General features: G+C 71.0%; 14 protein-coding genes and 3 pseudogenes. 10 read left to right on the forward strand and 7 right to left on the reverse strand.

Annotation, left to right across the window (positions count from 1 at the left end; translation table 11 throughout):
* Nucleotides 1-923 (forward strand): annotated as a pseudogene (locus E4N62_RS45750) (carbamate kinase).
* Between the two features lie 634 nt (nt 924-1557).
* Here E4N62_RS45750 and ppdK read toward each other — a convergent pair.
* Together ppdK and E4N62_RS45760 are read right to left on the reverse strand one after the other, a co-directional pair.
* Nucleotides 1558-4245: a pyruvate, phosphate dikinase gene (gene ppdK, locus E4N62_RS45755; protein WP_230224286.1), complete on the reverse strand. Its 2688-nt coding sequence runs from the start codon at nt 4243-4245 to the stop codon at nt 1558-1560.
* Nucleotides 4246-4939: 694 nt separating this feature from the next.
* Complete coding sequence (locus E4N62_RS45760; protein WP_230224287.1) at nt 4940-5137, reverse strand: hypothetical protein; 198 nt, start codon at nt 5135-5137, stop codon at nt 4940-4942.
* 503 nt (nt 5138-5640) lie between these two features.
* Between E4N62_RS45760 and E4N62_RS45765 the strand changes: the two are divergent.
* Both E4N62_RS45765 and E4N62_RS45770 read left to right on the forward strand, forming a co-directional pair.
* Nucleotides 5641-6006: pseudogene (locus E4N62_RS45765) on the forward strand (universal stress protein); the annotation flags it as partial.
* 172 nt (nt 6007-6178) lie between these two features.
* Entirely contained in the window at nt 6179-7903 is a 1725-nt protein-coding gene (locus E4N62_RS45770) for a GAF domain-containing sensor histidine kinase (RefSeq protein ID WP_230224288.1), read from the forward strand.
* Between the two features lie 447 nt (nt 7904-8350).
* Here E4N62_RS45770 and cydD read toward each other — a convergent pair whose 3' ends face one another.
* Genes cydD through E4N62_RS45785 form a run of 3 tightly spaced genes read right to left on the reverse strand, consistent with a single transcriptional unit; the run spans nt 8351 to nt 14490 of the window.
* Nucleotides 8351-11857, reverse strand: coding sequence for a thiol reductant ABC exporter subunit CydD (gene cydD, locus E4N62_RS45775; protein ID WP_230224290.1), 3507 nt, complete (start codon nt 11855-11857; stop codon nt 8351-8353).
* A gap of 57 nt (nt 11858-11914) precedes the next feature.
* On the reverse strand, nt 11915-12910 hold the full coding sequence (gene cydB / locus E4N62_RS45780; protein ID WP_230224292.1) for a cytochrome d ubiquinol oxidase subunit II: 996 nt from the start codon (nt 12908-12910) through the stop codon (nt 11915-11917).
* Between the two features lie 35 nt (nt 12911-12945).
* On the reverse strand, nt 12946-14490 hold the full coding sequence (locus E4N62_RS45785) for a cytochrome ubiquinol oxidase subunit I (RefSeq protein WP_230224295.1): 1545 nt from the start codon (nt 14488-14490) through the stop codon (nt 12946-12948).
* Between the two features lie 379 nt (nt 14491-14869).
* Here E4N62_RS45785 and E4N62_RS45790 point away from each other — a divergent pair.
* Both E4N62_RS45790 and E4N62_RS45795 read left to right on the forward strand, forming a co-directional pair.
* A pseudogene (locus E4N62_RS45790) lies at nt 14870-16491 on the forward strand (oleate hydratase).
* 196 nt (nt 16492-16687) lie between these two features.
* On the forward strand, nt 16688-17698 hold the full coding sequence (locus tag E4N62_RS45795; RefSeq protein ID WP_230224296.1) for a Gmad2 immunoglobulin-like domain-containing protein: 1011 nt from the start codon (nt 16688-16690) through the stop codon (nt 17696-17698).
* Between the two features lie 275 nt (nt 17699-17973).
* On the opposite strand, the gene E4N62_RS45800 is transcribed toward E4N62_RS45795, so the two are convergent.
* On the reverse strand, nt 17974-19074 hold the full coding sequence (locus tag E4N62_RS45800; protein ID WP_230224297.1) for an ABC transporter ATP-binding protein: 1101 nt from the start codon (nt 19072-19074) through the stop codon (nt 17974-17976).
* Nucleotides 19075-19774: 700 nt separating this feature from the next.
* Here E4N62_RS45800 and E4N62_RS45805 point away from each other — a divergent pair.
* A complete protein-coding gene (locus tag E4N62_RS45805) occupies nt 19775-21196 on the forward strand; it encodes an MBL fold metallo-hydrolase RNA specificity domain-containing protein (RefSeq protein ID WP_230224298.1) in 1422 nt (473 codons plus the stop codon).
* Nucleotides 21197-21209: 13 nt separating this feature from the next.
* On the opposite strand, the gene E4N62_RS45810 is transcribed toward E4N62_RS45805, so the two are convergent.
* A complete protein-coding gene (locus E4N62_RS45810) occupies nt 21210-21512 on the reverse strand; it encodes a hypothetical protein (protein WP_230224708.1) in 303 nt (100 codons plus the stop codon).
* A gap of 322 nt (nt 21513-21834) precedes the next feature.
* On the opposite strand from E4N62_RS45810, the gene E4N62_RS45815 reads away from it, so the two are divergent.
* The 4 genes from E4N62_RS45815 (at nt 21835) to E4N62_RS45830 (ending at nt 24686) form a co-directional block, all read left to right on the forward strand.
* Nucleotides 21835-22590: a HipA family kinase gene (locus E4N62_RS45815; protein ID WP_230224299.1), complete on the forward strand. Its 756-nt coding sequence runs from the start codon at nt 21835-21837 to the stop codon at nt 22588-22590.
* A complete protein-coding gene (locus tag E4N62_RS45820; protein ID WP_230224300.1) occupies nt 22587-22997 on the forward strand; it encodes a DUF3037 domain-containing protein in 411 nt (136 codons plus the stop codon). Before E4N62_RS45815 ends, E4N62_RS45820 begins: the two co-directional genes overlap by 4 nt.
* A 147-nt stretch (nt 22998-23144) precedes the next feature.
* Entirely contained in the window at nt 23145-23906 is a 762-nt protein-coding gene (gene fabG, locus E4N62_RS45825) for a 3-oxoacyl-ACP reductase FabG (RefSeq protein ID WP_215451095.1), read from the forward strand.
* A 12-nt stretch (nt 23907-23918) separates the two neighbouring features.
* On the forward strand, nt 23919-24686 hold the full coding sequence (locus tag E4N62_RS45830) for an SDR family oxidoreductase (protein WP_215451096.1): 768 nt from the start codon (nt 23919-23921) through the stop codon (nt 24684-24686).
* The last annotated feature ends 128 nt before the right edge of the window (nt 24687-24814 follow it).

Raw genomic sequence — 24814 nt, forward strand, 5'->3', positions numbered from 1 at the left:
ATGCGCATCGTCATCGCCCTCGGCGGCAACGCCCTGCTGCACCGGGGCGAACGCCCCGACGCGTCCGTGCAACAGGCGAACATCGACCGGGTCGCCACGGCCGTCGCCGCGCTCGCGCACGAGCACGAGGTCGTCCTCACCCACGGCAACGGCCCGCAGATCGGCCTCCTCGCCATGGAGAGCGCGTCTGATCCCGCGCTGAGTGCCCCTATCCGCTGGACCTGCTCGGTGCCCAGACCGAGGGCATGATCGGCTCGCTGCTCGCCCGCAGCATGTACAGCGCCCTGCCCGGTCGCAAGATCGTCGCACTGGTGACCCACACTCGCGTCCAGGCCGACGATCCGGCCTTCGCGCGACCCACCAAGTTCGTCGGGCAGGTGTACACCCGGGACATCGCCCAGTCACTCGCCCGGAAGCACGGCTGGCACATCGCCCAGGACACCACCGGCTGGCGCCGGGTCGTCGCCTCCCCGTCACCCCAGGAGATCGTGGAGACCGAGACCATCCATGACCTGCTCGCTTGCGGAGCGCTGGTCGTCTGCGCCGGCGGCGGGGGCATCCCCGTCACCGCTGACTTCGACACCGGCGCGCTGCACGGAGTCGACGCGGTGATCGACAAGGACCTCACCGCTGCCCTGCTGGCCGAGGACCTCAAGGCGGACTTCCTGCTCATCCTCACCGACGTTCCGAACGTCTACGCCGACTACGGCACTCCGGACCAGCAGCCACTCCTCGACGCCACCCCCGACGACCTGCGCCGTGGCAGGTTTCCCGACGGTTCGATGGGTCCCAAGGCGGAGGCCGCGGCCCGGTTCGTCGAACGCACGGGTGGCCTGGCCGCGATCGGTGCACTCGATGCGGCGTACGAGATCGTCCATGGCAGGTCGGGCACGCTCGTCCGCCCCGATCTGACCGTCGGCTGACGTCTGGCGGAACGGGGAGGTCCCGGCAGAAGGCCGTCGTCCGGCACGGTCGGGACCGATCTTCCCCCACGGTTCGTCACCGTCCAGCCAAGGACTCCTACTGAAGGGCTTACTGCTGGGAAGCGGAAGACGGACCGGATGATGCATCCGAACGACGGCTTCCGTGAACTGGGGCGGCAGGAGTGCCTCCGCGGCTTCGGAACCGGTCCGTGCGATCGTCGGCGCGGTGGTCGCCGTCGAAGCGTCCGCATCGAACCCCAACTGGTCACCGGGCGCGAGCTGATCGGCGGTTTGTGGGCCAAGAGCGTCCCGACGACGCTGACCGCCTGCCGTGGAGGGCGTAGCCGGAGCGTGGGAGTGAGGGCACAGCGCCTGCGACCACCGGCGCTCCGGCTGGAGTCTGGGCAAGGCCTGGGCGTGGCTGTGTACGTCAGCCGAGACCGTTGGTGCCGTGACCTCTCAGTGCTTGTCGGAGCCCATCCGTGCCCCGATCTCACCCGAGGCGTGCTTCTCGGGTGGGCTGTCGTCGATACGGCACTTCATCCCTCATCCGTCGTACGCCCCCTGAGGGCCGCGGCACGGCCGGGCCCCGCCCCCGAGCCGCCGAGGCCAAGGGGCGGAGCCTGGACGCGCGTCACCGGCTGTCGCTGCCACGGGCCCCCGACAGCGCGGCTCGTCCGGCCTCCAGGCGGGCCACCGGGACGCGGAACGGGGAGCAGGAGACGTAGTCCAGTCCCTCGCCGTGGAAGAAGTGGACCGAGTCGGGGTCGCCGCCGTGTTCGCCGCAGACGCCGATCTTCAGGTCCGGCCGCGTCGCGCGGCCCTCGGCGACGGCGATCCGGACCAGTCGGCCCACGCCCTCCCGGTCGAGGGTCTCGAACGGTGAGGTGCTGAAGATGCCCTTGTCCAGGTAGGCGGAGAAGAACGCGGCCTCGACGTCGTCGCGGGAGAAGCCCCAGGTGGTCTGGGTGAGGTCGTTCGTACCGAAGGAGAAGAACTCCGCCTGCTCGGCGATCCGGGCCGCCGTGAGCGCGGCGCGGGGCAGCTCGATCATGGTGCCGACCGGGCATGTGACGGAAACACCGGTCTTCGCGGAGACCTCGGCCAGTACCCGTCGCACCTCGTCGCGCTCGATCCGCAGTTCCTCGACGGCGCCGACGAGCGGCACCATGATCTCGGCCTTGGGGGAGCCCCCGGCCCTCGTGCGTTCGACCACGGCTTCGGCGATGGCCCGCACCTGCATGGCGACCAGACCCGGCACCACCAGGCCGAGGCGGACACCACGCAGGCCGAGCATCGGGTTCTCCTCGTGCATGCGGCTCACCGCGTCGAGCAACTCGGCATCGTGCGGGTCCGGAAGATCGCCACGGGCCTCGGCGGTGGCGATGCGCACGGCGAGTTCGGTGCGGTCGGGCAGGAACTCGTGCAGGGGCGGGTCGAGGAGGCGGATGGTGACCGGCAGGCCGTCCATCGCCTCCAGGATGCCGATGAAGTCCTGCCGTTGCAGGGGGAGCAGGGCGGCGAGCGCACGCTCGCGCGTGAGGTCGTCGCGGGCGAGGATCATCTCCTCGACCAGCTTGCGGCGCTCGCCGAGGAACATGTGCTCGGTACGGCACAGACCGATGCCCTGCGCGCCGAACCGCCGGGCGCGCGCGGCGTCCTCGGGGGTGTCCGCGTTGGCCCGCACCTCCAACCGCCGTGCCCCGTCGGCCTGTTCCAGGGCACGGGCAACCGCGGTCACCACGCCCTCCGACCGCTCACCGGTCTCCAGGTACCGCATGACTTCGGAGTCGACCAGCGGGGCCGCGCCCGGGTACACGGCCCCGGCGGAGCCGTCCACCGAGATGACCGTTCCCTCTTCCACGACAGTGCCATCACGGGTGGTGAAGTGCCGCTGCTCCACGTCGACGGTGAGTTCCTCGGCGCCGCACACGCAGACCTTGCCCATACCACGGGCGACCACAGCCGCGTGGCTGGTCTTGCCGCCCCGGCTGGTCAGCACAGCCTGGGCGGCGACCATGCCCGGCAGGTCGTCGGGGGTGGTCTCCTGGCGTACGAGGATCACCTTCTCGCCGGCCGCGGCGCGCCGTACGGCTGTGGCGGAGTCGAAGACGGCGGAGCCGACCGCGGCGCCCGGCGAGGCGGGCAGGCCGTGGGCGAGCGCCTCACCCGTGGCCGAGGCATCGAAGCGGGGGAACATCAGCCGGGCCAGTTCCTCCCCACTCACCCGTGCCAGCCCTTCGTCCGGGCTGATGAGCTGCTCGTCGACCAGCTCCGCCGCGATGGTGAACGCGGCTTCGGCGGTGCGCTTTCCCACTCGGGTCTGCAGCATCCACAGGGTGCCGCGCTCGATGGTGAACTCGATGTCGCACAGGTCCAGGTAGTGGTTCTCCAGGGTGCCCATGTGGGTGAGCAGTTGCCGGTACGACCGTGTGTCGAGGCGTTCCAGTTCGGCCAGGGGCACGGTGTTGCGGATGCCGGCGACGACGTCCTCGCCCTGGGCGTTGGGCAGGTAGTCGCCGTACAGGCCGGGGCGGCCGGTGGCCGGGTCGCGGGTGAAGGCGACGCCGCTGCCGGAGTCGGGGCCGAGGTTGCCGTACACCATGCGCTGGACGGTGACTGCGGTGCCCAGGTCGTCCGGGATGTGCTCGCGCCTGCGGTACAGGCGGGCGCGGTCGCCGTTCCAGGACTGGAAGACCGCGAGGATGGCCCGGCGCAGCTGCTCGGCGGGAGACTGTGGGAAGTCCTCGCCGGTCTCGTCGTGGATCAGGCTCTTGTACGTCTCCACCAGCTGGGCGAGATCGCCGGCATCCAGGTGCACATCGTCCTCGGCGCCCCGGAAGTTCTTCAGCAGCGTGATGGCGTTCTCGAACAGCGCGGAGTCGACACCCATGACCGTACTGCCGAACATCTGGACCAGGCGGCGGTAGGAGTCCCAGGCGAACCGCTCGTTGCCGGACGTCTTGGCCAGCCCCAGCACGGAGTCGTCGTTCAGGCCGATGTCCAGGACCGTCTCCATCATCCCGGGCATGGAGAACCGTGCCCCGGAGCGCACGGACAGCAGCAGCGGATCGTCGGGCTGACCCACACAGCGCCCGGCGGACTCCTCCAGCGCGGCCAGGTGACCGGAGACCTCCCGGGACAGCCCCTCGGGCTCGACACCAGTGGCCAGGAAGGCCCGGCATGCCTCGGTGGTGATGATGAAACCGGGCGGCACGGGCAGGCCGAGCCGGGTCATCTCGGCCAGGTTCGCTCCCTTGCCGCCGAGCAGGTCGGCCATGTCACGGCCGCCCTGGTGGAAGTCGTACACGTAACGGACCATGGTGTCGCGCTCCTCAGCCTCATAGGGCAGATCTGTGGCCGTTCCAGCGTCGAACCGGTACCCGCCGGGAGGGAGGTGCCGGATGTCCCGTCCGGTGGGCCGGTCGGCCCTCGGCCACCCGGAACCCGCTTCCGTATAGCCCGGCAGAGGGGAATCGGGACGGATCCCCGTCTGGGAGCCGAGAACCCGTGGCGGGTTGACATCGGCGCACGCCCGCATGATCACGACGTATGCCGAGGAGTATGCGATGGCGGTGGCGTTGACGACCCTTTCGCCGAGGATGGCGGCTTCGGCGAATGACCGCAGCTCCACGGTGGGGTGAGCCGCGTTCCAGGTGGCGAAGGGCGGGGTGCCATGGCGTCCGGTTCGGTATGGGCGAGGGGTTGCCGCGGGATCGCGGGCGCCGATGACGATCCCGTGGCCGAGGGAGGAGAGCTTGGTGGCGATGGTCCGGCCGACGATGCCGGTCAGGTGGCGGCCCGGACAAGCAGGTCGCGATGCCGCTTCCGCTCCACTGGCCGGCGGACGATCGCGGTTTCACCCGGACGGCTCGGACACGCATACCGGGTGGAGGGGGATGGGCCGACGCGTTCCTGGCCGCCCACGGCCACCAAGGAAGGGGAGCGTGAAGCAGAGTGGCGGCCCCGGCCGGGACAGGTCCGGGGCGAGGCGAACACGCGTCACCGACGGGCCGTCATGCGTGCCGGTGGCCCCGGTGCGCCTCGAACGCGGCCCAGTCCCGGTCCCACTGCGCCCATCGGCGCCGGTCCAGCCGTACCCGGGCGGCCCACCGGAGGCCCAGTACCAGGAGAGCCGCACCCACCGCGGCGGACGTACCGGTCACCACTCCTTGCGCCCTGGCCTGGGCGGGGTGGGTGGCGTGGGTGAACACGGTCGGATGCGTCGAGCCACACCGTCGTCCGTGAGCCGGCCTCGCGGCCCGCTGCCACCAGGGCCGTCCCGGTCGTGGCGGAGCCATCCGTCGTCCACCTCACGGTCGCACGGACGAGTTGGTCGTCCGCCGCACCCGAGAACCGCGCCACGGTCGCCGCGGGGGCGTCCTCGACGAGTTCCGCGGTGACGTGACGCAGTCCCTGGGACTCCGTGAGCGCGGAACGCTCGGCGACGGCAGCCGCGGTCACACCCACCGTCGGCGCGGTGAACAGCACCGCCGCCACCGTAGCCAGGCCGACCCAGGCTTCGGCGACGTCCGAGCGGCGCTTGAGCGGATTGCGCCGCCAGCGCCACAGCAACCCCTCGCGGCACCGTTTCAGCATGCGTGCATCCCTCCGCGCGCGACGTGCAAGAACTCCATGCCCGGTACGGTGGCGGATCCGCGAACCGTGGGCACAGAGGCCGATGGGCCGTCGCACTGAGGGCCGTTCGGCCCCATGAGAGGCAACGGCACGCAGCGGAGCCGTCCTCGAAGCCGTACGGGCCTGGCGGTGCCCCGCGCACGAGACCACCGACCATCCCCTGCCGGCGGGCGAACCCGCCCGCCTGCACGAACAGCGAGCAGCCGGGACGCTGGAGGCCGCGCTGAACGAGGTGGCCGAGGAACACCCGTCCGTGCAACTGCACCGGCGCACCGCCGAGGGTCCCGCCCGTAGGATCCTGCTCGACGCGTCGGCCACCGCCGACCTGCTGGTCGTCGGCGCCCGACGCAACAAGGGCGCCTTCGGACTCCGGCTCGGCCGCGTCTCCCACACCCTGCTGCACCACTCAGCCTGCCCGGTCGCCGTCGTACCCCACACGGCATGACCATGCGCCGGGCAGCACGAGCTCGGCGGCAGGCGTCGAGGAGGGCCTCGACCTGCGGAGCCGTTGCGACCTGTCTTGATCCTGTACCGTCCCCTGCGGTGGGCCGTACCGTGGCACAGGAACAGTCACGGCCGGTTGTCGGCACGGTTGATGGGGACCTGGAGGATCAGGGGTGGGAAGTTCCGAGGAGCCTCGGGAGGCCCGCGTACGGCTGCCCCAGCTGAGGCTGGACGAGTTGCTGGAGGAGCTGCAGGCTCGCCTGGACGCGGCCCGCGGCACCCGAGACCGCGTGCACAGCCTGCTGGAGGCGGTGCTCTCGGTCGGCCGGGAGCTGGACCTGGAACAGGCGCTGCGGAGCATCGTGGAGGCCGCGGCCGTGCTGGTGGACGCCGAGTACGCCGCCCTGGGTGTGATCGGTCCGGACGGCAAGCGGCTGTCGGACTTCCTCACGGTCGGCGTCAGCGACGCGCAGGTCGTACAGATCGGCAACTACCCGGAGGGCCACGGCATCCTCGGTGAACTCATCCGCCACCCGGAGCCGCTGCGGCTGACGAAGCTCTCCGGGCATCCCGCTTCGTACGGCTTCCCGCCCCGCCACCCGCCGATGAACACCTTTCTGGGCGTTCCGATCCGGGTGCGCGACCAGGTCTTCGGCAACCTCTACCTGACCGAGAAGCGGGGCGGGGCGCAGTTCGACGAGGACGACGAGTCGGTGCTCTCCACCTTGGCCGTGGCGGCCGGTGTGGCCATCGACAACGCCCGGCTGTACGAGGAGTCCAGGCTGCGCGAGCGGTGGCTGCAAGCCAGCGCGGAGATCACACACAGCCTGATGTCCGGAAGCGAGCGCGGCGAGGTCCTCGCGCTCATCGCCGAACGGGCCCGGGAGATCACCGGCGCGGCCCTGGCCGTGGTCGCGTTGCCGATGCCGGACACAGACTCGCTCACGGTGGAGTTGGCCATCGGCCAGGAGGCTGAGGCACACCGCGGACTGGTGCTGCCCGTGAAGGGCAGTCTGATCGGCCAGGCCTTCTCGGACGCCACTCCCGTCTCCAGCCCTGACATCTTCCAGGACGAGCGCGTTGCGACGGACTTCCAGCGTTTCACCGGCCTCGGTCCGGCCGTGGCCGTCCCCATCGGCTCGGGCGACGGGCTGCGAGGCGTCGTGCTGCTGGTCCGTGAGGCGGGCCGGAAGGTGTTCGCGGACCAGGAAACCGAACCACTGCAGGGTTTCGCGGCACAGGCCGCAGTGGCGATGGAACTGGCCGAACGCCGCAGGGACGCAGAGCAGATCGCGATGCTCGAGGACCGCGACCGGATCGCCCGGGACCTGCACGACCTGGCGATCCAGCGACTGTTCGCCACCGGCATGACACTGCAGAGCGCCGGCCGCTTCATCGAGCACGCGGAGGCCTCGGAGCGCGTGGTGCGGGCGGTGGAGGACCTGGACGAGACCATCAAGATCATCAGGTCCACGATCTTCGGTCTGAGGGCGCATGACGAAGCAGCCGGGCCCGGCCTGAGGGCGCGGGCGGTGCGCGTGGTCGGCGAGACCGCGCCGGTGATGGGATTCGCGCCAAGCCTGCGGATGGAGGGCCTGCTGGACACCCACGTGCCCAAGGAGATCGCCGACCACGTCGTGGCCGTCCTGTCCGAGTCCCTGACCAACATCGCCCGGCACGCGCGGGCCAACCGCGCCGAGGTGGTGCTGGAGACCGACGGGCGCGAAGTGCGGCTGGAGGTCTCCGACGACGGCGTGGGTATCCCGGCCGAGGGCCGGCGCAGCGGCCTGAGCAACATGGCGGAACGTGCGCAGCAGTTGGGCGGGGACCTGGAGTGGGCCAGCCCGGCCACCGGCGGCACCCTCCTGCGCTGGCGGGTGCCGGTGACGGACCGGTAGCCCTCACCGCCTGAGCGTGAACCCGGCGGTCCTGCCCTCGCCGGTGGGGCGGTCTCCTCAGCTGTCGAGGCTGCGTACCGGTCTGAGCGCGTGGTCCGCCGAGCGGAACTGGCCCATGACGGCGGCCGCTTCGAGTCCGCGGACCGAGACGTACCGATGAGAACACCGACCCGGCCGACGTCGGCCGGGCCAGGGATGGCGAACGGTTACCGGGTCCGGCTCGATCACATCCGAGGGAGACCACTGGTCTCGCGGTGGGGCCGATCCGCCCCTGCACCTTCGGCGCCGGCGCATGTCCTGACGATCAGGGTTGCAGCGCCGGCGGGAGGACGCCCACAAGGACCGTGCCTGTGCTCCGCCGCTGAACGCAGGCCTCTCGAGCCACGGGCAAGAGGCGTGCAACGGGTGGCCGCACCCGTCCTCCCCCGTCACACGGGCACGGCCTCGTCAGGCGGACACGGGGATCGGGGAGAGGGCGGTGGCGCGCTCGCGCTCCACCGTGCGCAGCAGCGGTCCGGGCACTGTCGTCAGTTCCTCCCAGGTGCCGCGCTGGACGATGCGGCCGTGGTCGAGGACCAGGATCTCGTCGACCTGGTCCAGGCCGGTGAGCCGATGGGTGATCAGTACGGTGGCGCGTCCGCGTGTGGCGGCGAGCAGGTCGGTTGTGAGGGCGTCGGCGGTGGGCAGGTCCAGGTGTTCGGTGGGTTCGTCGAGGACGAGGACGGGGAAGTCGGCGAGCAACGCGCGGGCCAGGGCGAGGCGTTGGCGCTGACCGCCGGAGAGGCGGGCGCCGTGCTCGCCGACGGGGGTGTCGAGCCCGGCGGGCAGCGCGCGCACCCAGGTGTCGAGGCGTGCCGCCGCCAGGGCCGCCCACAGCTCCTGCTCGGTGCTGTCGGGGCGGGCGAGCCGGAGGTTCTCGCGCAGGGAACTGTCGAAGACGTGGGCGTCCTGGGCGCACAGGCCGACAGCCTGTCGCACGTCGTCCCCGGACATGGTGGTCACGTCGGTGCCGGCGAGTGTGTAGTGGCCCGCTGCCGGGTCGAGGAACCTCAGCAGTACCTGGGCCAGGGTGGTCTTGCCGGAGCCGCTCGGGCCGACGACCGCGATCCGGCGTCCAGGGGTGAGGTCCAGATCGATGCCGCGCAGGGCCGGTTCGCGGCGTGCCGGCCAGACGGCGGTCAGCCCGCGCAACCGCAGGGGCAGCGGCGACGTGGGGGGTGCGGCCGGGTGCTCGGGTTCGCGCACCGGGGCGGGGGCGTCGATGACGTCGAGGACGCGCTCGGCCGCCCGGCGGCTGCGCTGCCGGACCTGGGCGGCGGCCGGGAGCCCGGCGACCGCCTCGAAGGCGGCGAGCGGCGTGAGGACCAGGACGGCCAGCAGTACGCCGTCCAGCTGACCCGCGGCCACCGCTCGTACGCCGACGGCCGCACAGGCGGTGGTCGTGAGCCCGGCGATCAGCGTGACCAGTCCCGACCCGAGGCCCGCGGTGGCGGACGAGCGCGCGGCGAGGCGGGTCAGATGTCCGTCCGCCGCCCGCACGGCGGCCAGCCGGCCCGGGAGCGCTCCGGCGACGGTCAGTTCACCGGTACCAGACAGCGCGTCCAGGACGGTGGTGGCCAGTACGCCCCGCGCTGGTGCCTGTCGACGTTCCGTGCGGCGTGAGACGGCCGCCGTCAGCAGCGGCACGCCGACGCCGGCGAGCAGCAGGCCGGTGGCGAGGACCATCCCCGCGGCGGGCAGCAGTACGCCGAGCAGTACCGAGGCCGTCGTCCCCACCAGGGCAGCGGCGGTGGCAGGGAGGCGGAAACGCAGCACATGGTCCTGAACGGAGTCGATGTCGGAGACGAAGCGTGAGAGCAGATCGCCCTTCCGGTACAGGCGCAGACCGGCGGGCGCGAGCCGTTCCAGGCGGGCGTACACGGCGGTCCGCAGGGTGCCGAGGCCGCGCAGTACGGCGTCGTGGGCGACCAGCCGCTCGGCGTACCGCAGCACGCTGCGGCCGATGCCGAAGGCGCGTACGCAGGTGACGGCGACCATGAGGTGAAGCACCGGGGGTTGCTGCGCGGCCCGTGAGATCAGCCAGCCGGACGTTCCCATCAGCGCGACGGCGCAGGCGAGGGCGAGCGCTCCGAGGAGCGCGGCCAGGGCAAGTCGCCCTCTGGTGCGGCCGGTGAGGGCCATCCGGGTCAGGCGCCGCAGCGGTCCGCCTGCGGTGCGGACCTTGGGCCACCCGACGCCGTGCCGCCCGTCGACGATCCCCTGCGTACGGTTCGCGGGCCCGGCAGGCTCGGCCGTCGGGCGACTTGGCGACGGCTGCGCGTGGTCGTCGGTGACCGGGGCGCTCAGGTGCACCCGTCGGTCGGCCAGGGCCACCAGGGCGGGGCGGTGGGCCGTGAGGACCACCGTGTGGGTGGCGGACAGGCGCCGGACGGCGTTGGCGACGGCGCTCTCGTTCTCGGCGTCGAGGTGGGCCGTGGGCTCGTCGAGGAGAACGAGGGGACGGTCGCTGACGAAGGCGCGTGCGAGGGCGAGGCGTTGGCGCTGGCCGGCGGAGAGGCCGGCGCCACCCTCGCCGAGGGGGAGGTCGGTGGGGAGGTCCAGGGCGTGGGCGTCGGCGAGGGCGCGCCGTACCTCGGCGTCGGTGGCCTCCGGGCGGGCGAGGCGGACGTTGTCGGCCACGGTCCCGGCGACGAGGTGCGGGTGCTGCGGGACCCAGGCAATGTGTCGGTGCCATTGCTCCGGGTCGATGTCGGCCAGGTTCCGGTCGCCGACGGTCACCGTTCCGGCGGTGGCGGAGGTGAAGCCGAGCAGGACGGACAGGACAGTGGTCTTGCCCGCTCCGGAGGGGCCGGTGAGGGCGAGTGTCTCGCCGGGCCGGATGGTCAGGGACAGGTCGTCCACGGCGGGAGCGGAGCGGCCCGGGCGGGTCACGGTGAGACCGGTGATCGTGATGGGGGCCGTGGAGAGGTCGGGGACGTCTGCGGTGCCGCGCCGGGGCAGGGGGGTCTCCAGGACGTCGAAGATCTTCCCGGCCGCCGTGAGGCCCTCGACGCTCGCGTGGTAGTGGACGCCCACGGCCCGGATCGGCGCGTACGCCTCCGGGGCGAGGACGAGTACCAGCAGCCCGGTGTGCAGATCGAGCCCGCCCTCGACCAGCCGCAGACCGATGCTCACCGCGACCAGGGCCACGGACAGCGTGGACAGCAGTTCCAGGGCGAAGGAGGAGACGAAGGCGATCCGCAGGGTGCGCAGGGTGGCCCGGCGGTACTCGTCGGTGATCCGCCGGATCGCCGTCGCCTGCGCCCGGGCCCGGCCGAAGATCTTCAGCGTGGGCAGGCCCGCCACCACGTCGAGGAAGTGGTGCGAGAGCCGGGACAGAGACCGCCACTGACGGTCCATCCGGTGCTGGGTGGCGAGCCCGATCAGCACCATGAACAACGGGATCAGCGGCAGTGTCGCCGCGATGATCGCCGCCGAGAGCCAGTCGGCGGTCACGATCCGGGCCAGGACGACGACCGGGACCACCACCGACAGCGCCAACTGCGGCACGTAGCGCCCGAAGTAGTCGTCGAGCGCGTCCACACCCCGCGTTGCCAGCGTGGCCAGTTCGCCGCTGCGCTGGGCGGCCACGTAGTCCGGGCCGAGTGCGGTCGCGTGCGCCAGCAGTCGCTCGCGCAGGTGCGACTTCACCGCCGCGGAGGCCCGATGGGCTGCGGTCTCGGTGAGCCAGGCGACCGCTGCCCGGCCGGCCGAGACACCGGCCAGCAGGAGCAGCGGATCGCGCAGGGACGCGAGGTCCCGCCCGTCCTGGAACGTCCCCACCACCACGTCGGCGATGGCGACGGCCTGCAGGACGAGCAGCGCGGCACCGATCGTGCCCAGAACCACGGATGCTGCCAGGAAGAGCCGGGTGGCGCGTGCATGGCGCAGCAGCCGCGGGTCCACGGGCTTCATCGGTGACCGCCTCTCAGTTTCTCGGTGGCTCTCGAGCCGGTGGCTTTCGAGCCGGGATCAGGCGGGGATGTGCTCGACGCCGATGCGCTTGCGGAACACCCAGTACGTCCAGCCCTGGTAGAGCAGCACGAGCGGTGTCATGATCGCGGCGACCCAGGTCATGACCGTCAGCGTGTACGCCGAGGAGGAGGCGTTGGAGACGGTCAGACTCCAGGCCGTGTCCAGGCTGGAGGGCATGACGTCCGGGTACAGCGTGAGGAAGAGCATCGCGAAGGCCGCGGCGACCGTCACGCCGGACAGGGTGAACGCCCAGCCCTCGCGCGCTCGCTGGTTCGCCGCGAGGGCGCCGAGCAGCGCGGCCGCGGCGACGGCGAGCGCCGCCAGGCTGCGCACGTTGCCGCCCTCGCTCTGGGTCCACACCAGGAAGACCAGCGCGAGACCGGCGGTGGCCGAACCCGCCCACCGGGCCGCCACCCGGGCCCGCTCACGAATGCCGCCCCGGGTCTTGAGGGACACGAACACCGCGCCGTGGAAGGTGAACAGGGCCAGCGTGACCAGGCCGCCCAGGAGCGCGTACGGGTTCAGCAAATCCAGGACCGTGCCGACGTACTCGCCCTCGGAATCGATCTTGACGCCCCGGACGATGTTCGCGAAGGCCACGCCCCACAGGAACGCGGGCAGCAGCGAGGTCCAGAACAGCGCGTGTTCCCAGGTGCGCTTCCAGCGGGCGTCGTCACGCTTGCCGCGGTACTCGAAGGCGACGACCCGCACGATGAGGCAGACCAGGATGGCCAGCAGCGGGAGGTAGAAGCCACTGAACAGGGTGGCGTACCAGACGGGGAAGGCGGCGAAGGTGGCGCCGCCGGCGGTGAGCAGCCACACCTCGTTGCCGTCCCAGACCGGGCCGACGGTGTTGATGAGGACCCGGCGCTCGGACTCGTCGCGGGCGAGCAGTCCGCTGAGGACGCCGACTCCGAAGTCGAAGCCTTCGAGGAAGAAGTAGCCGATCCACAGGACGGCGATGAGGGCGAACCAGACGTCGTGAAGCTGCATGGCCGTGTCTCTTTCCGAAAGGACCCGGGAGGTCCTCAGTAGGCGAAGGTCATCGGGCGGTCGGAGTCCTCACCGGCGGCGGGGCCGCGCAGCGAGGGAACCTCCGGCGGTGGCTGCTCGTCGACGACTCCGGCCTTGACGTACTTGACGAGCAGCTTCACCTCGACGACGGCCAGCACCGCGTACAGGGCGGTGAACACGCTCAGCGAGGTGATCTGCTCGGCCACGGTCACCCCGGGCGAGACGGCGTCGGCGGTGGTCATGAGCCCGTACACGGTCCAGGGCTGACGGCCCATCTCGGTGAAGATCCAGCCGAAGGAGTTGGCGATCAGCGGGAAGCCGGCGGTGAGGAGCGGCAGCTGCCAGGCCCAGCGGCCCGCGGCCGGACCCAGTTCACGGGTGGGGGTGAGCATCAGCAGCGGCACCTCGTCCTCACCGCGCTGCTTCTCCGCCGCCAGCCACCGCTTCTTCCGGGTCAGCCAGAGTCCGGCGAGGCCGATCGCGAAGGACGTCATGCCGAAACCGATCATCAGGCGGAACGACCAGTAGGTGGTGGGGATGGACGGCTTGTAGTCCGGGGCCAGATCGCCGTACTCGGCCTGCTCCAGCGCCTCGACGGAGCTGATGCCGGGGACGACGGAGTCGAGGTCGCCCTTGGCCAGATAGGAGAGCAGGCCCGGGATCTCGATCTCCACGGTGTTGCGGCCCTCGGAGACGTCGCCGTACGCGAACAGCGAGAACGGCGCGGAGTCCTCGCTCTCCCACAGGGCTTCTGCGGCGGCCATCTTCATCGGCTGCTGCTCGTACATCACCTTGGCGAGTGCGTCGCCGCTGACCGCCGTGCCGAGGCCCGCGATGACGACGGTGACGAGGCCGAGCCGCAGCGAGGTGCGCATCGCGGCGATCCGACCCGGCGTACGGTCCGCGGCCATGGCCTTCGACGCACGGCGCAGCTGATAAGCGGCGATACCGATCATGAAGGCGCCGCCGGTGAGGAAGCAGGCGGTGAGCGTGTGGAAGACGACGGTCAGGGTGGTCTTCTGGAACAGCACCGCCGCGATGTCGTTGAGCTGGGCGCGCCCGGTGGCCTCGTTGATCTCGTACCCCACCGGGTGCTGCATCCAGGCGTTGGCGGCCAGGATGAAGTACGCCGACAGGAACGTGCCCACCGCGACCAGCCAGATACAGGCCAGGTGGATCTTCCGGGGCAGTTTGTCCCAACCGAAGATCCACAGACCGATGAAGGTGGACTCGAAGAAGAAGGCGAGCAGTGCCTCCATGGCCAGCGGAGCGCCGAAGACGTCACCGACGAACTTCGAGTAGTCGGACCAGTTCATACCGAACTGGAACTCCTGCACGATGCCGGTGGCCACACCCATCGCGATGTTGATCAGGAAGAGCTTGCCCCAGAACCGGGTGGCCTTGAAGTACTTGTCCTTCCCGGTGCGCACCCAGGCGGTCTGCAGTCCGGCGATCAGGAAGGCCAGGCTGATGGTGATCGGGACGAACAGGAAGTGGTAGACGGTCGTGATGCCGAACTGCCATCGCGCCACGGTCTCCTGAGCCAGCGCCAGCTCCACGGCGGGCCTCCTCGCGTACGGGCCGAGCACCTCCGAGGGGCCGGGGGTCGGCAGGGGGACATGCGGGGCCGACCGGACAGGACCCGGCCCATGGAGGACACCTTCGGGTGTGGGGGAGTGGCCGGAACAGCAGCCGACCGGGCCGAGTGAGGGGGCCGAACGGCCCTCATGCCCACGCCCCGAGCTGGGCCGAACGACTCCACCGGCTGTCCTGGCCGTCAGCAACCGGTGTCACCGGCCCCATGACTGGGGCCGACCGGACCGGCCCCCGGTACCCAAAGGCCCCTGATGCCGACCGGGCCCCGCGAGCAACCGTGAGCACACCGGTTCCCGTACGACGGGCGGGCCGGCCGGCCGGTACCGAGAACGAGGAGCAGCGATGGCGAAGGCATATCTGGTGGGCAGCGGCATCGCGGGGCTGGCCGCGGCGGCGTTCCTGATCCGTGACGGCGGCTTCGACGGGCGGACATCCACCTCTTCGAGGAGCAGGAGCGGATCGGCGGCAGTCTGGACGCGGGCGGAACCCCAGAGACCGGCTACTCCATGCGCGGCGGCCGGATGTTCGAGCCCGAGTTCCGCTGCACCTACGACCTGCTGTCCGCCATCCCCTCCCTCGACGATCCGTCGATGTCGGTCACGCAGGAGATCCTCGCCGGGCACGAGACGTTCGCCTGGGACGACATCGCTCGCCTCGTCGACGGGGACGGGAAGATCGTCGACGTGACCTCGATGGGGTTCTCCGAGCGCGACCGGCTGGACCTGATGCGGTGCCTGGCCACGCCCGAGGGGCGGTTGGACGGCAAGCGCATCACCGACTGCTTCACGGACCACTTCTTCACCACGAACTTCTGGTACCTGTGGTGCACCACGTTCGCCTTCCAGCCCTGGCACAGCGCGATCGAGTTCCGCCGCTACCTCAAGCGGTTCATCCACCTGTTCCCCAAGTTCACCACCATGTCCGGGATCCATCGCACCCGCTACAACCAGTACGACTCCATCGTCCGCCCGCTGCGGGCCTGGCTGGCCGAGCGGGGCGTGACCATCCACCCCGGCTGCCGGGTACGGGACCTCGTGTTCGCGCCGGGGCCGCGTACGACGGTCGAGCGGATCCTGCTGTTCCGAGACGGGCACGACGACACGATCCAGGTCACCCCCGAGGACCTCGTCCTGGTCACCAACGGCTCGATGACGGACGCCTCCTGCCTCGGCTCCCACACCGAGGCACCCGACCCCCGCGGCGCACGCCGCTCCGACGCCTGGCTGCTGTGGCACCGCCTGTCCCGGGGCAGGGACGACTTCGGCGACCCCGACGTCTTCGACAAGAACATCCCGGAATCCAGGTGGGAGTCCTTCACGGTCACCGCCCAGGACCCGGCGTTCCTCGACGCGATGGAGAAGTTCAGCGGGCGCGAGACGGGCAGGGGCGGGCTGATGACCTTCACGGCCTCCAACTGGCTGCTCACCATCGTCGTCAACCGCCAGCCCGTCTACCGGGACCAGCCCGAGGGTGTGTCGGTGTGGTGGGGCTATGGGCTCTTCCCCGGCCGGCCCGGCAACCACACCGGCAAGCCGATGACCGAGTGCTCCGGTCGCGAGATCCTCGAAGAGGTACTGCACCACCTGCACTTCGACGAGGACCTGACGCAACGTGTCCTGGCGGGCTCGACCGTCGTACCGTGCCTGATGCCCTACATCACCAGCCAGTTCCTGGTCCGTCGGCACGGGGACCGGCCCCGGGTGGTGCCCCGGGGGTCGGTGAACCTCGCCTTCGTCGGGCAGTTCGCCGAGGTGCCGGACGACGTGGTGTTCACCGTCGAGTACTCCGTGCGCACCGCGTGGACGGCGGTCGCCGAACTGCTCGGCCTCGACCGGCGGCCGCCCGAGGTCTACCAGGGGCACCACGACCCGCACGTGCTGAAAGAGGCCTTGGAGACCATGCACCGTCAGAAGGGCCCTAGACGGATCGGGCCGCTTCTCGACGCCGTCCCGGGCCGGAGCTGACGGGGTAGCCACGGGCGCGTCCACGGGTGGCAGCCGCGGCCGCGTCTGTTGGTGCGGTCGGCCCCCTGTCTGATGCGGTCTCGTATGCGGCCGAACGGCCCGGGACGAGTACCAGAAGACCCACCTACGTGGACCCGTACGGCACTTGGGGCGGCTCCACCGGAGGCGTTGGCTGGAAGGTGTGGAGGAGGCTGCCATGAACACCGAAGTTCCCACCAGGTGCACGCACCGCCGGCTGAGCCGGCCGATGGTGCTGGCCACGGCTGTCGTCCTGGTCTCGTCCCTGGCGACGGCATGCGGCAGCGACGCCGGCTCCCCGGGCACGTCCGCCGGAAGTGACCGGCCGAGCACACCGAGCGCCGGAGGCACCACCGGAGGGACGACCGGGAACGAGAGCGCCACCCCCGGTCAGGGCGCGTCCACCACACCCACCACCTCCGGTAGGCCGACCGAGCCCGGCACGCCGGCGCCGCCGGTGACGTCCGGCGGCGCGTCCAAAGTGCGTACGTCGGTGTACTTCCTGCACGGGGAGAAGGTCTCGCCCGCCCCGCGCACCGTGACCGCGCCCACCACCGCGGCCGGAGCCCTGCGCGCTCTGCTGGCGGGGCCCGACCGGTACGAACGCCGCCACGGCCGTACCACGGCCATTCCCTCGGGAACGACGCTCCGCTCGGTCGTGGTCCGCCACCAAGTGGCGACGATCGATCTGTCCGGACGGTACGACGACGGTGGCGGAAGCCTGTCGATGCAGGCCCGGCTCGCACAGGTCGTCTTCACCGCGACCCGCTTCCCGTCCATCCACAAGGTTCAGTTCGAGCTGGACGGCAAGCCGGTGACGTCCTTCGGCGGTGAGGGCATCGTCCTCAACGAGCCCGTGACCCGCGCCGACTTCGAGGATCTGGCACCGCTCGTCCTCGTGGAGTCGCCGCTGATCGGCGACAGCATCCGCACCCCGGTACGGGTCCGGGGCAGCGCCAACACGTTCGAGGCGACGCTCAAACTGAAGATCAACGACGTCACCGGGCGCACCGCGGCCGACGTCTACGTCACCGCCACCTCCGGTACCGGGACCCGCGGCACGTTCGACGTGACGATCCCCTACAAGGCGGCCCGCTCGGGCGTCGGCACGCTCACGGCGTACTGGGAGTCACCGGAGGACGGCCGGGCGGTGATCGAGGACACGGTGCCACTGACCGTCCGCCGGTGACGGCGGGCCAACGGGGGCGGTGCGCCCGGTCGGCAACGAAGGCGCGCACCTTCGCCTCTCTGCCGGGTGGATCGGACTCAAGGGTGTGCAGTTCAGCCGGAGTCGTGGTCCCACGGGCATGTCCACCACCGGCCCCGCTGCCGACCGGAGCCGCGGTGTCACGCGCCGGCCTCGGCGGGCGTCGAGACTGTTCCCGTTCCTGTCGAGCACGGCGGTCATGCTCCTGTCGGTCTCGTGCCACTCCGGGTCCGGCCCCCTCGGTGGGCAGTGGTGCCTCAGCTCCCGTCGATCGGCAGCCGCAGCTCTGTCCGGGCCGAGAAGAGCTGGACGGCCTCCGGACGGACGGTGACGCGCAGCTGCTCCCCCTTGCCGTGAACCGGCCGCCCGGGGAGACGGACCACCACTGGGACGGCTTCCGGCCCGGCCTTGGCGGTCCCGTGGACGTAGGCGACGGCACCGGTGTCCTCGACCGCGTCGACCACGAGATCCAGTGCCGGAGTCTCCAGGTCCTCGGACGAAAGGATCTCGAACTGCTCGGGCCGTACACCCAGCAGGATCTCCGTGGCGTCCGGCTCGCGGGCGGTCCGCGGCACGGGCACGATCAGGCCGCCCAGCTCGGTACCGTCCGTGGCGAGGGGGAGGCGGAAGAGGTTCATCGCGGGCGAACCGATGAAACCGCCCACGAAGGCGTTGGCGGGGCGCTGGAAGACCTCCTTCGGCGTCCCCACCTGCTGCAGCACGCCGGCCTTCATCACCGCCACGCGGTCGCCCATGGTCAGGGCCTCCACCTGGTCGTGGGTGACGTACACCGTCGTCGTGCCGAGTCGCCGTTGCAGCGAGGCGATCTGCGTCCGGGTCTGTACGCGCAGCTTGGCGTCCAGGTTGGACAGCGGCTCGTCCATGAGGAACACCTGTGGCTCGCGGACGATGGCCCGCCCCATCGCAACCCTCTGGCGCTGGCCGCCGGAGAGCGACTTGGGCTTGCGCTCCAGGTAGTCGCCGAGGCCGAGGACACCGGCAGCCTCCGTGACACGGCGACGGATGTCGTCCTTGTGCTTCTTGGCGATCTTCAGGGCGAAGCCCATGTTGTCAGCCGTCGTCATGTGCGGGTAGAGAGCGTAGTTCTGGAACACCATCGCGATGTCACGGTCCTTGGGCGGCAGGTGGGTCACGTCCCGGTCGCCGATGCGGATGGCACCGGAGTCGACGTCCTCCAGCCCGGCGAGCATGCGCAACGCTGTGGACTTCCCGCAGCCGGAGGGCCCCACCAGCACCATGAACTCGCCGTCGGCGATCTCCAGATCAAACGCGTCGACGGCCGGGTGGTCCATCCCCGGGAATCTCCGTGTGGCCTTGTCGAAGACGACGGTCGCCATGATCTCTCCCCTCCCTGATGCTCTTGCATGCCCAGACTGCGCGCGGGCGCAGGGCGGGTGACAGGTCCTCCAGGCCCTTGCCACACAGGTCGAGGGCCCCCGCGACGCAGACCGCGCGGACCCGTGGCGGGGCCTTTTGACCCATGGCCCGGACGGCTGCCGTGTCCCCGCAGGCTGGAGGCACGGCCAGGGGAGGGAGGGAAACAGCCCTGAGCCGTTCCTTCACACCGTCGGCAGGTCGGACCAGGCCGTGCCAGTCCGCGCAAGGGCCGTTCCAGGCCTCTGTTTCGGACCGGACGGCTCATGCGCCCCCGCCTGTATCGGAGTTGGCTGGAAGTAAGGAGAAGGACGCCGACCACGAAGGGGGAGTGAGGGCAGTGGGTACGAGTCTCACGCCGGAGTTCTGGGAGCAGTTCGCGGTTCTGCTGGTCGCGGCGACAGCCGTGACGATGGTTCTCACGGCGAGCCTTGATGCGCTCGCCGTCCGCCTGCTGCGCGGTCGTGCGCACAGGCCGCCGTCGACCTACGCACCCCACCGACCTGAGCCGGCCGACCGACGTACGTCAGTTCACAGTTGAGGAGTCACGATGGTCCGGTGCGCGCCCGGAACCGCTGTGCCGCGCCCCCTCAAGTTCTTCCCACCGCTTCTGCCACGAAGCCGCCAGGGCCGATCGGCCGCATCCCGGAGGAGACCCGCGTCATGACCACTGAGGCACTGCATCCCTCGCCTTCCCGGCCCGCGCTGCTGACGTTCGTGGGCGGTGTCGGGACGGTCACCGGCAGCAAGTTCCTCGTGGAGAGCGACCACGCACGCGTCCTGATCGACTGCGGGCTCTTCCAGGGCCTCGCCGATCTGCGCAGGCGCAACTGGCGCGGCCTGCCCTGCGACGCCGAGGACATCGAGGCGGTGGTGGTCACCCACGCTCACCTGGACCACTGCGGATACCTGCCCCGACTGGTGCGGCACGGCTTCAGGGGACGGATCGTGACCACGGAGTTCACCGCCCGGCTCATGGAGATCGTGCTGCGGGACAGCGCGAAGCTGCAGATGGAGACGGCCCAGCACGCCAACGAGCACGGCTGGTCCAAACACCGGCCCGCCCGGCCGCTGTACGACGACTCGGACGTCGACCGCACCCTGAAGCTCCTCGACCCTGTACCCACCTGCACGCCGACCGACGTCGCCCCGGGCACCCGGTTGACACTGCACCCCGCCGGGCACATCCTCGGCTCGGCCTGGGCCCGGCTCACCCTGGAGGACGGGCACACCCTGGCAGTCAGCGGCGACCTCGGCCGGCCGGGCCATCCCCTGCTTCTCCCTCCCGAGCCGTTCTCCGGGGCGGATGTACTGCTGATGGAGTCGACGTACGGCAAGCGGCCACACGAGGAGGACACCGCACGAGACCACTTCGCGAGCGTACTGACGCGCACCCTCGCCCGCGGTGGCACCGTCGTCATCCCGGCCTTCGCCCTCGACCGCACCGAGGTCGTCCTGCACGAACTCGCCGAGCTCCGCCGCGAGGGCCGACTCCCGGCCGATGTGCCGGTGTACGTCGACAGCCCCATGGCCCTGGCCGCCCTGGACGTCTACCGGGACGCCGTCCTCACCCGGGCCGCGGAGCTGCGCCCCGAGGTCACGGAGGCGGGCACGGCCGCGTTCAGCCCCGAGCCGTTCCTCGCCGCACGGTCGATCCAGGACTCCGTCGACATCAGCCGGGCCGGCGGACCGGCCGTCATCGTCTCGGCGTCCGGCATGGCCACCGGCGGACGCGTCCTGCACCACCTGCGGCGCCTGCTGCCCGACCCGCGCAACGCCGTCGTCGTGGTGGGCTTCGCGGCACAGGGCACCCGCGCCCGTGACCTGGTCGACGGTGCCAAGGCGCTGAAGATGTTCGGCGAGTACGTCCCGGTGCGCGCCACCGTCGCCGACGTACCGCACTTCTCGGCCCACGCCGACGCCGCTCAGATCATCGACTGGCTGCGCGGCGCCGAGGCCCCGCAGACGACGTACCTGGTGCACGGAGAGCCCGACGCGGCCGAGGCGCTGCGCGACCGTATCGACCGGACCCTGGGCTGGACCGCCGTCGTGCCGCGTCCCGGGGAGCGGGTCCTCGTCCGGTGAGGGGGCGTGCGCGTCAGCCAGACCCTTGCGCCGATCGGACCAGGCGCCCGGACCCGCGCAAGGGTCCCTCGCCGCCCTGCTGATCGGCGGATTCTTCCTCGGCATCGGCGGCACCGCGTTCGCCGTCGGAGTGCCGCTCGTCAAAGCCTGGTTCCCGTCGAACGAAGGCAGGCAGCACACCGGCCGCCGGCGCGGGCACCGCACCGCAGGTCGTCGCCCAGAACACCGCCGAGGTCGGCGTGCTGGGCCCCAGGTGCTTTTCGATCCAGCGGCGCAGCGAGGAGTATTCGGGCTGAGTCCGCAGGACGTCGACCACGCACGGGGCGTGAAGGGAAAGAGGACTCGAACCGTCGACATGCCTTCCACAGTGGCCATGGAGTTGAAGCGCCACGTCGAGGCGTATCCGCCGGGGAGGTCGAGCTTCCTCGGGGGAAGCCGGATGGGCAAGGGAGCCTGCCGTCATTCCGCCATCCGCTGAGGGTGCGCAACCCTGGCAATCGCGGCGGCCCCTAAGGACGGCTTCCACGTGCTGCGGCACACCTACGCTTCGACGTCGTCGATCACCCTCGGTTACTATGCTCACGTATCTGCAAGGCAACCATGGATTGTAAGGGGAATGGCGTGAGCGGCCTGTGGGAATGCTGAGAAATGTCACTGCGACCCGCTACATCACGCCTCTGCGCGAGGGTGGGTCCCTGCCGGGGCTCGTCGAGGGCGAGGACCTCGGCACGTACGTCCTGAAGTTCACCGGCGCGGGGCAGGGCCGCAAGACGCTCGTCGCGGAGGTGGTCTGCGGGGAGCTGGCCCGGCGGCTCGGACTGCGGGTGCCCGGCCTCGTCACCGTCGACCTCGATCCCGTCCTGGGTCTCGGCGAACCCGACGAGCGGGTGCAGGAACTGATCAAGGGAAGCGGCGGCACCAACCTGGGCATGAACTTCCTGCCCCGGGCCGTCGGCTTCGATCCGCTGGCCTTCGAGATCAGCCCCGAGGAGGCCGGGCGGATCGTCTGGTTCGACGCACTGATCAACAACGTCGACCGATCCTGGCGCAACCCCAATTTGCTGATGTGGCACGGCGAGCTGTGGCTCATCGACCACGGCGCCACCATGATCTGGCACCACAACTGGCCCGGCGCCCGCGCCTCCGCCGCCAAGCCGTACGCCGCCGCCGACCACGCCCTGGCCCGCTTCGGCCCCGACGTCGCGGCGGCCGCCGCCGAGCTCGCGCCCCTGGTCACCGAGGAACTGCTCGCCGAGGTGACCGCCGAGATCCCCGACGTCTGGCTGACGGACGAGCCCGGCTTCGACACACCGGACGCGCTGCGGCGGGCGTACGCGGAACCCCTGCTCGTCCGCGCCGCCGACGTGCACGAACGCATCGAGGGGATCAAGTGAGCGACCGCTTCCTGGGGACCGGCGCGACCGGGCAGGACGTCTACGAGTACGCGCTGCTGCGGATCGTGCCCCGGATCGAGCGCGGCGAGTGCTTCAACGCGGGCGTCCTCGTGTACAGCCGTTCCCGGGCCCTGGTGGCGGTCCGTACCCACCTCGACGAGGCCAAGCTGCTCGCCCTCGACCCCGGGGCGGACGTCGCCGGCGTACGCGCCGCGCTGCGCGCCGTGGAGGGCGTGTGCGCCGGGGGAGAGGCGGCCGGGCAGGCCGCCGGCGACGACGCCGGACGGCGGTTCCGCTGGCTTGTCGCGCCCCGGTCGACGGTCGTCCAGGCGGGACCCGTGCACACGGGGCTCACCGCGGATCCGGCGGCGGAGGCCGAGCGGCTGCTCGCCCTGCTGGTGAAGTGACCGGGGCAAGGTAAGGGATCACACCTGGTGGAACGTTGACACCGGGTGCCAGGACTTCTAGCGTCACGTGTACTGAAGGTACTAAGCGGTCGCTCACCCTATGGGGGCGCCGCAGGAGCCGCATCCCAAGGGCGAGGAGAACCAGCAATGTCCACCACTGAGCAGCGTGTCGCCGTGGTCACGGGTGGCGCGCGCGGCATCGGCGCCGCGACCGCCGTACGACTGGCCGCCGAAGGGCGGGCCGTCGCGGTGATCGACCTCGACGAGGCCGCGTGCAAGGACACCGTGGAGAAGATCACCGCCGCAGGCGGCAGGGCGCTCGCGGTCGGCTGCGACGTCTCCGACGAGGCCCAGGTCGAGGCCGCCGTCACCCGGATCGCCGAGGAGCTGGGCGCCCCGACGATCCTGGTGAACAACGCGGGCGTGCTCCGCGACAACCTGCTGTTCAAGATGAGTGCGTCCGACTGGGACACGGTCATGAACGTGCATCTGCGCGGCGCCTTCCTGATGGCGAAGGCGGTGCAGAAGTACATGGTCGAGGCCAAGTTCGGCCGGATCGTGAACCTGTCCTCGTCGTCCGCGCTCGGCAACCGGGGCCAGGTCAACTACTCGGCCGCCAAGGCCGGCCTGCAGGGCTTCACCAAGACCCTGGCCATCGAGCTCGGCAAGTTCGGCGTCACCGCCAACGCGGTCGCCCCCGGCTTCATCGTCACCGACATGACCGCCGCCACCGCCGCCCGCGTCGGCATGGGCTTCGAGGACTTCCAGGCCGCCGCGGCCACCCAGATCCCCGTCCAGCGCGTGGGCCGCCCGGAGGACATCGCCGGAGCCATCGCCTACTTCACGGGCGAGGACGCCGGTTTCGTCTCCGGCCAGGTGCTGTACGTCGCCGGCGGACCGCTCAACTAAGGGATCCAGAACATGACTTCGGTGGAACTCCCCGAGCTTTCGGGCAAGGTCGCGCTCATCACCGGCGCCAGCCGCGGCATCGGCTACGGCATCGCCGAGGCCCTCGTCGCACGCGGCGACCGGGTCTGCATCACCGGCCGTAACGAGGACGCGCTCAAGGAGGCCGTCGAGCAGCTCGGCGCCGACCGCGTCATCGGCGTCGCCGGCAAGGCCCACGACGAGGCCCACCAGGCCCTCGCCGTGGAACGCACGATGGAGGCCTTCGGCCGCGTCGACTACCTGGTCAACAACGCCGGTACGAACCCGGTGTTCGGCCCGATCGCCGACCTCGACCTGAACGTGGCCCGCAAGGTGTTCGAGACCAATGTCGTCTCCGCGCTCGGCTTCGCCCAGCGGACCTGGCACGCCTGGCAGAAGGACAACGGCGGCGCGATCGTGAACATCGCCTCCGTCGCCGGTGTCTCCGCGTCGCCGTTCATCGGCGCGTACGGCATCAGCAAGGCCGCCATGATCAACCTGACCGTCCAGCTGGCGCACGAGTACGCGCCCAAGGTCCGGGCCAACGCGATCGCGCCCGCCGTGGTGAAGACCAAGTTCGCCCAGGCCCTCTACGAGGGCCGGGAGGCAGAGGCCGCCGCGTCCTACCCGCTCGGACGGCTCGGCGTGCCCTCCGACATCGGGGGCGCCGCCGCCTTCCTCACCTCCGACCAGTCCGACTGGATCACCGGACAGACCCTCGTGGTCGACGGCGGCATCTTCCTCAACGCCGGGGTGGGCTGACAGAGTGAGGCGGGCGCCGGTGCGCGATTCACCGAACCGCTCCGGCGCCCGTCCGTACCCCTCACGGGGCCTCGACAACGCCGTCACACGCGGACCGACCAAGGGCTTGCCGACCTAGCGGGATCGGC

Origin of the sequence: Streptomyces sp. MNU76, from assembly GCF_020982545.1 — a bacterium.
Classification (GTDB): Bacteria; Actinomycetota; Actinomycetes; order Streptomycetales; family Streptomycetaceae; genus Streptomyces.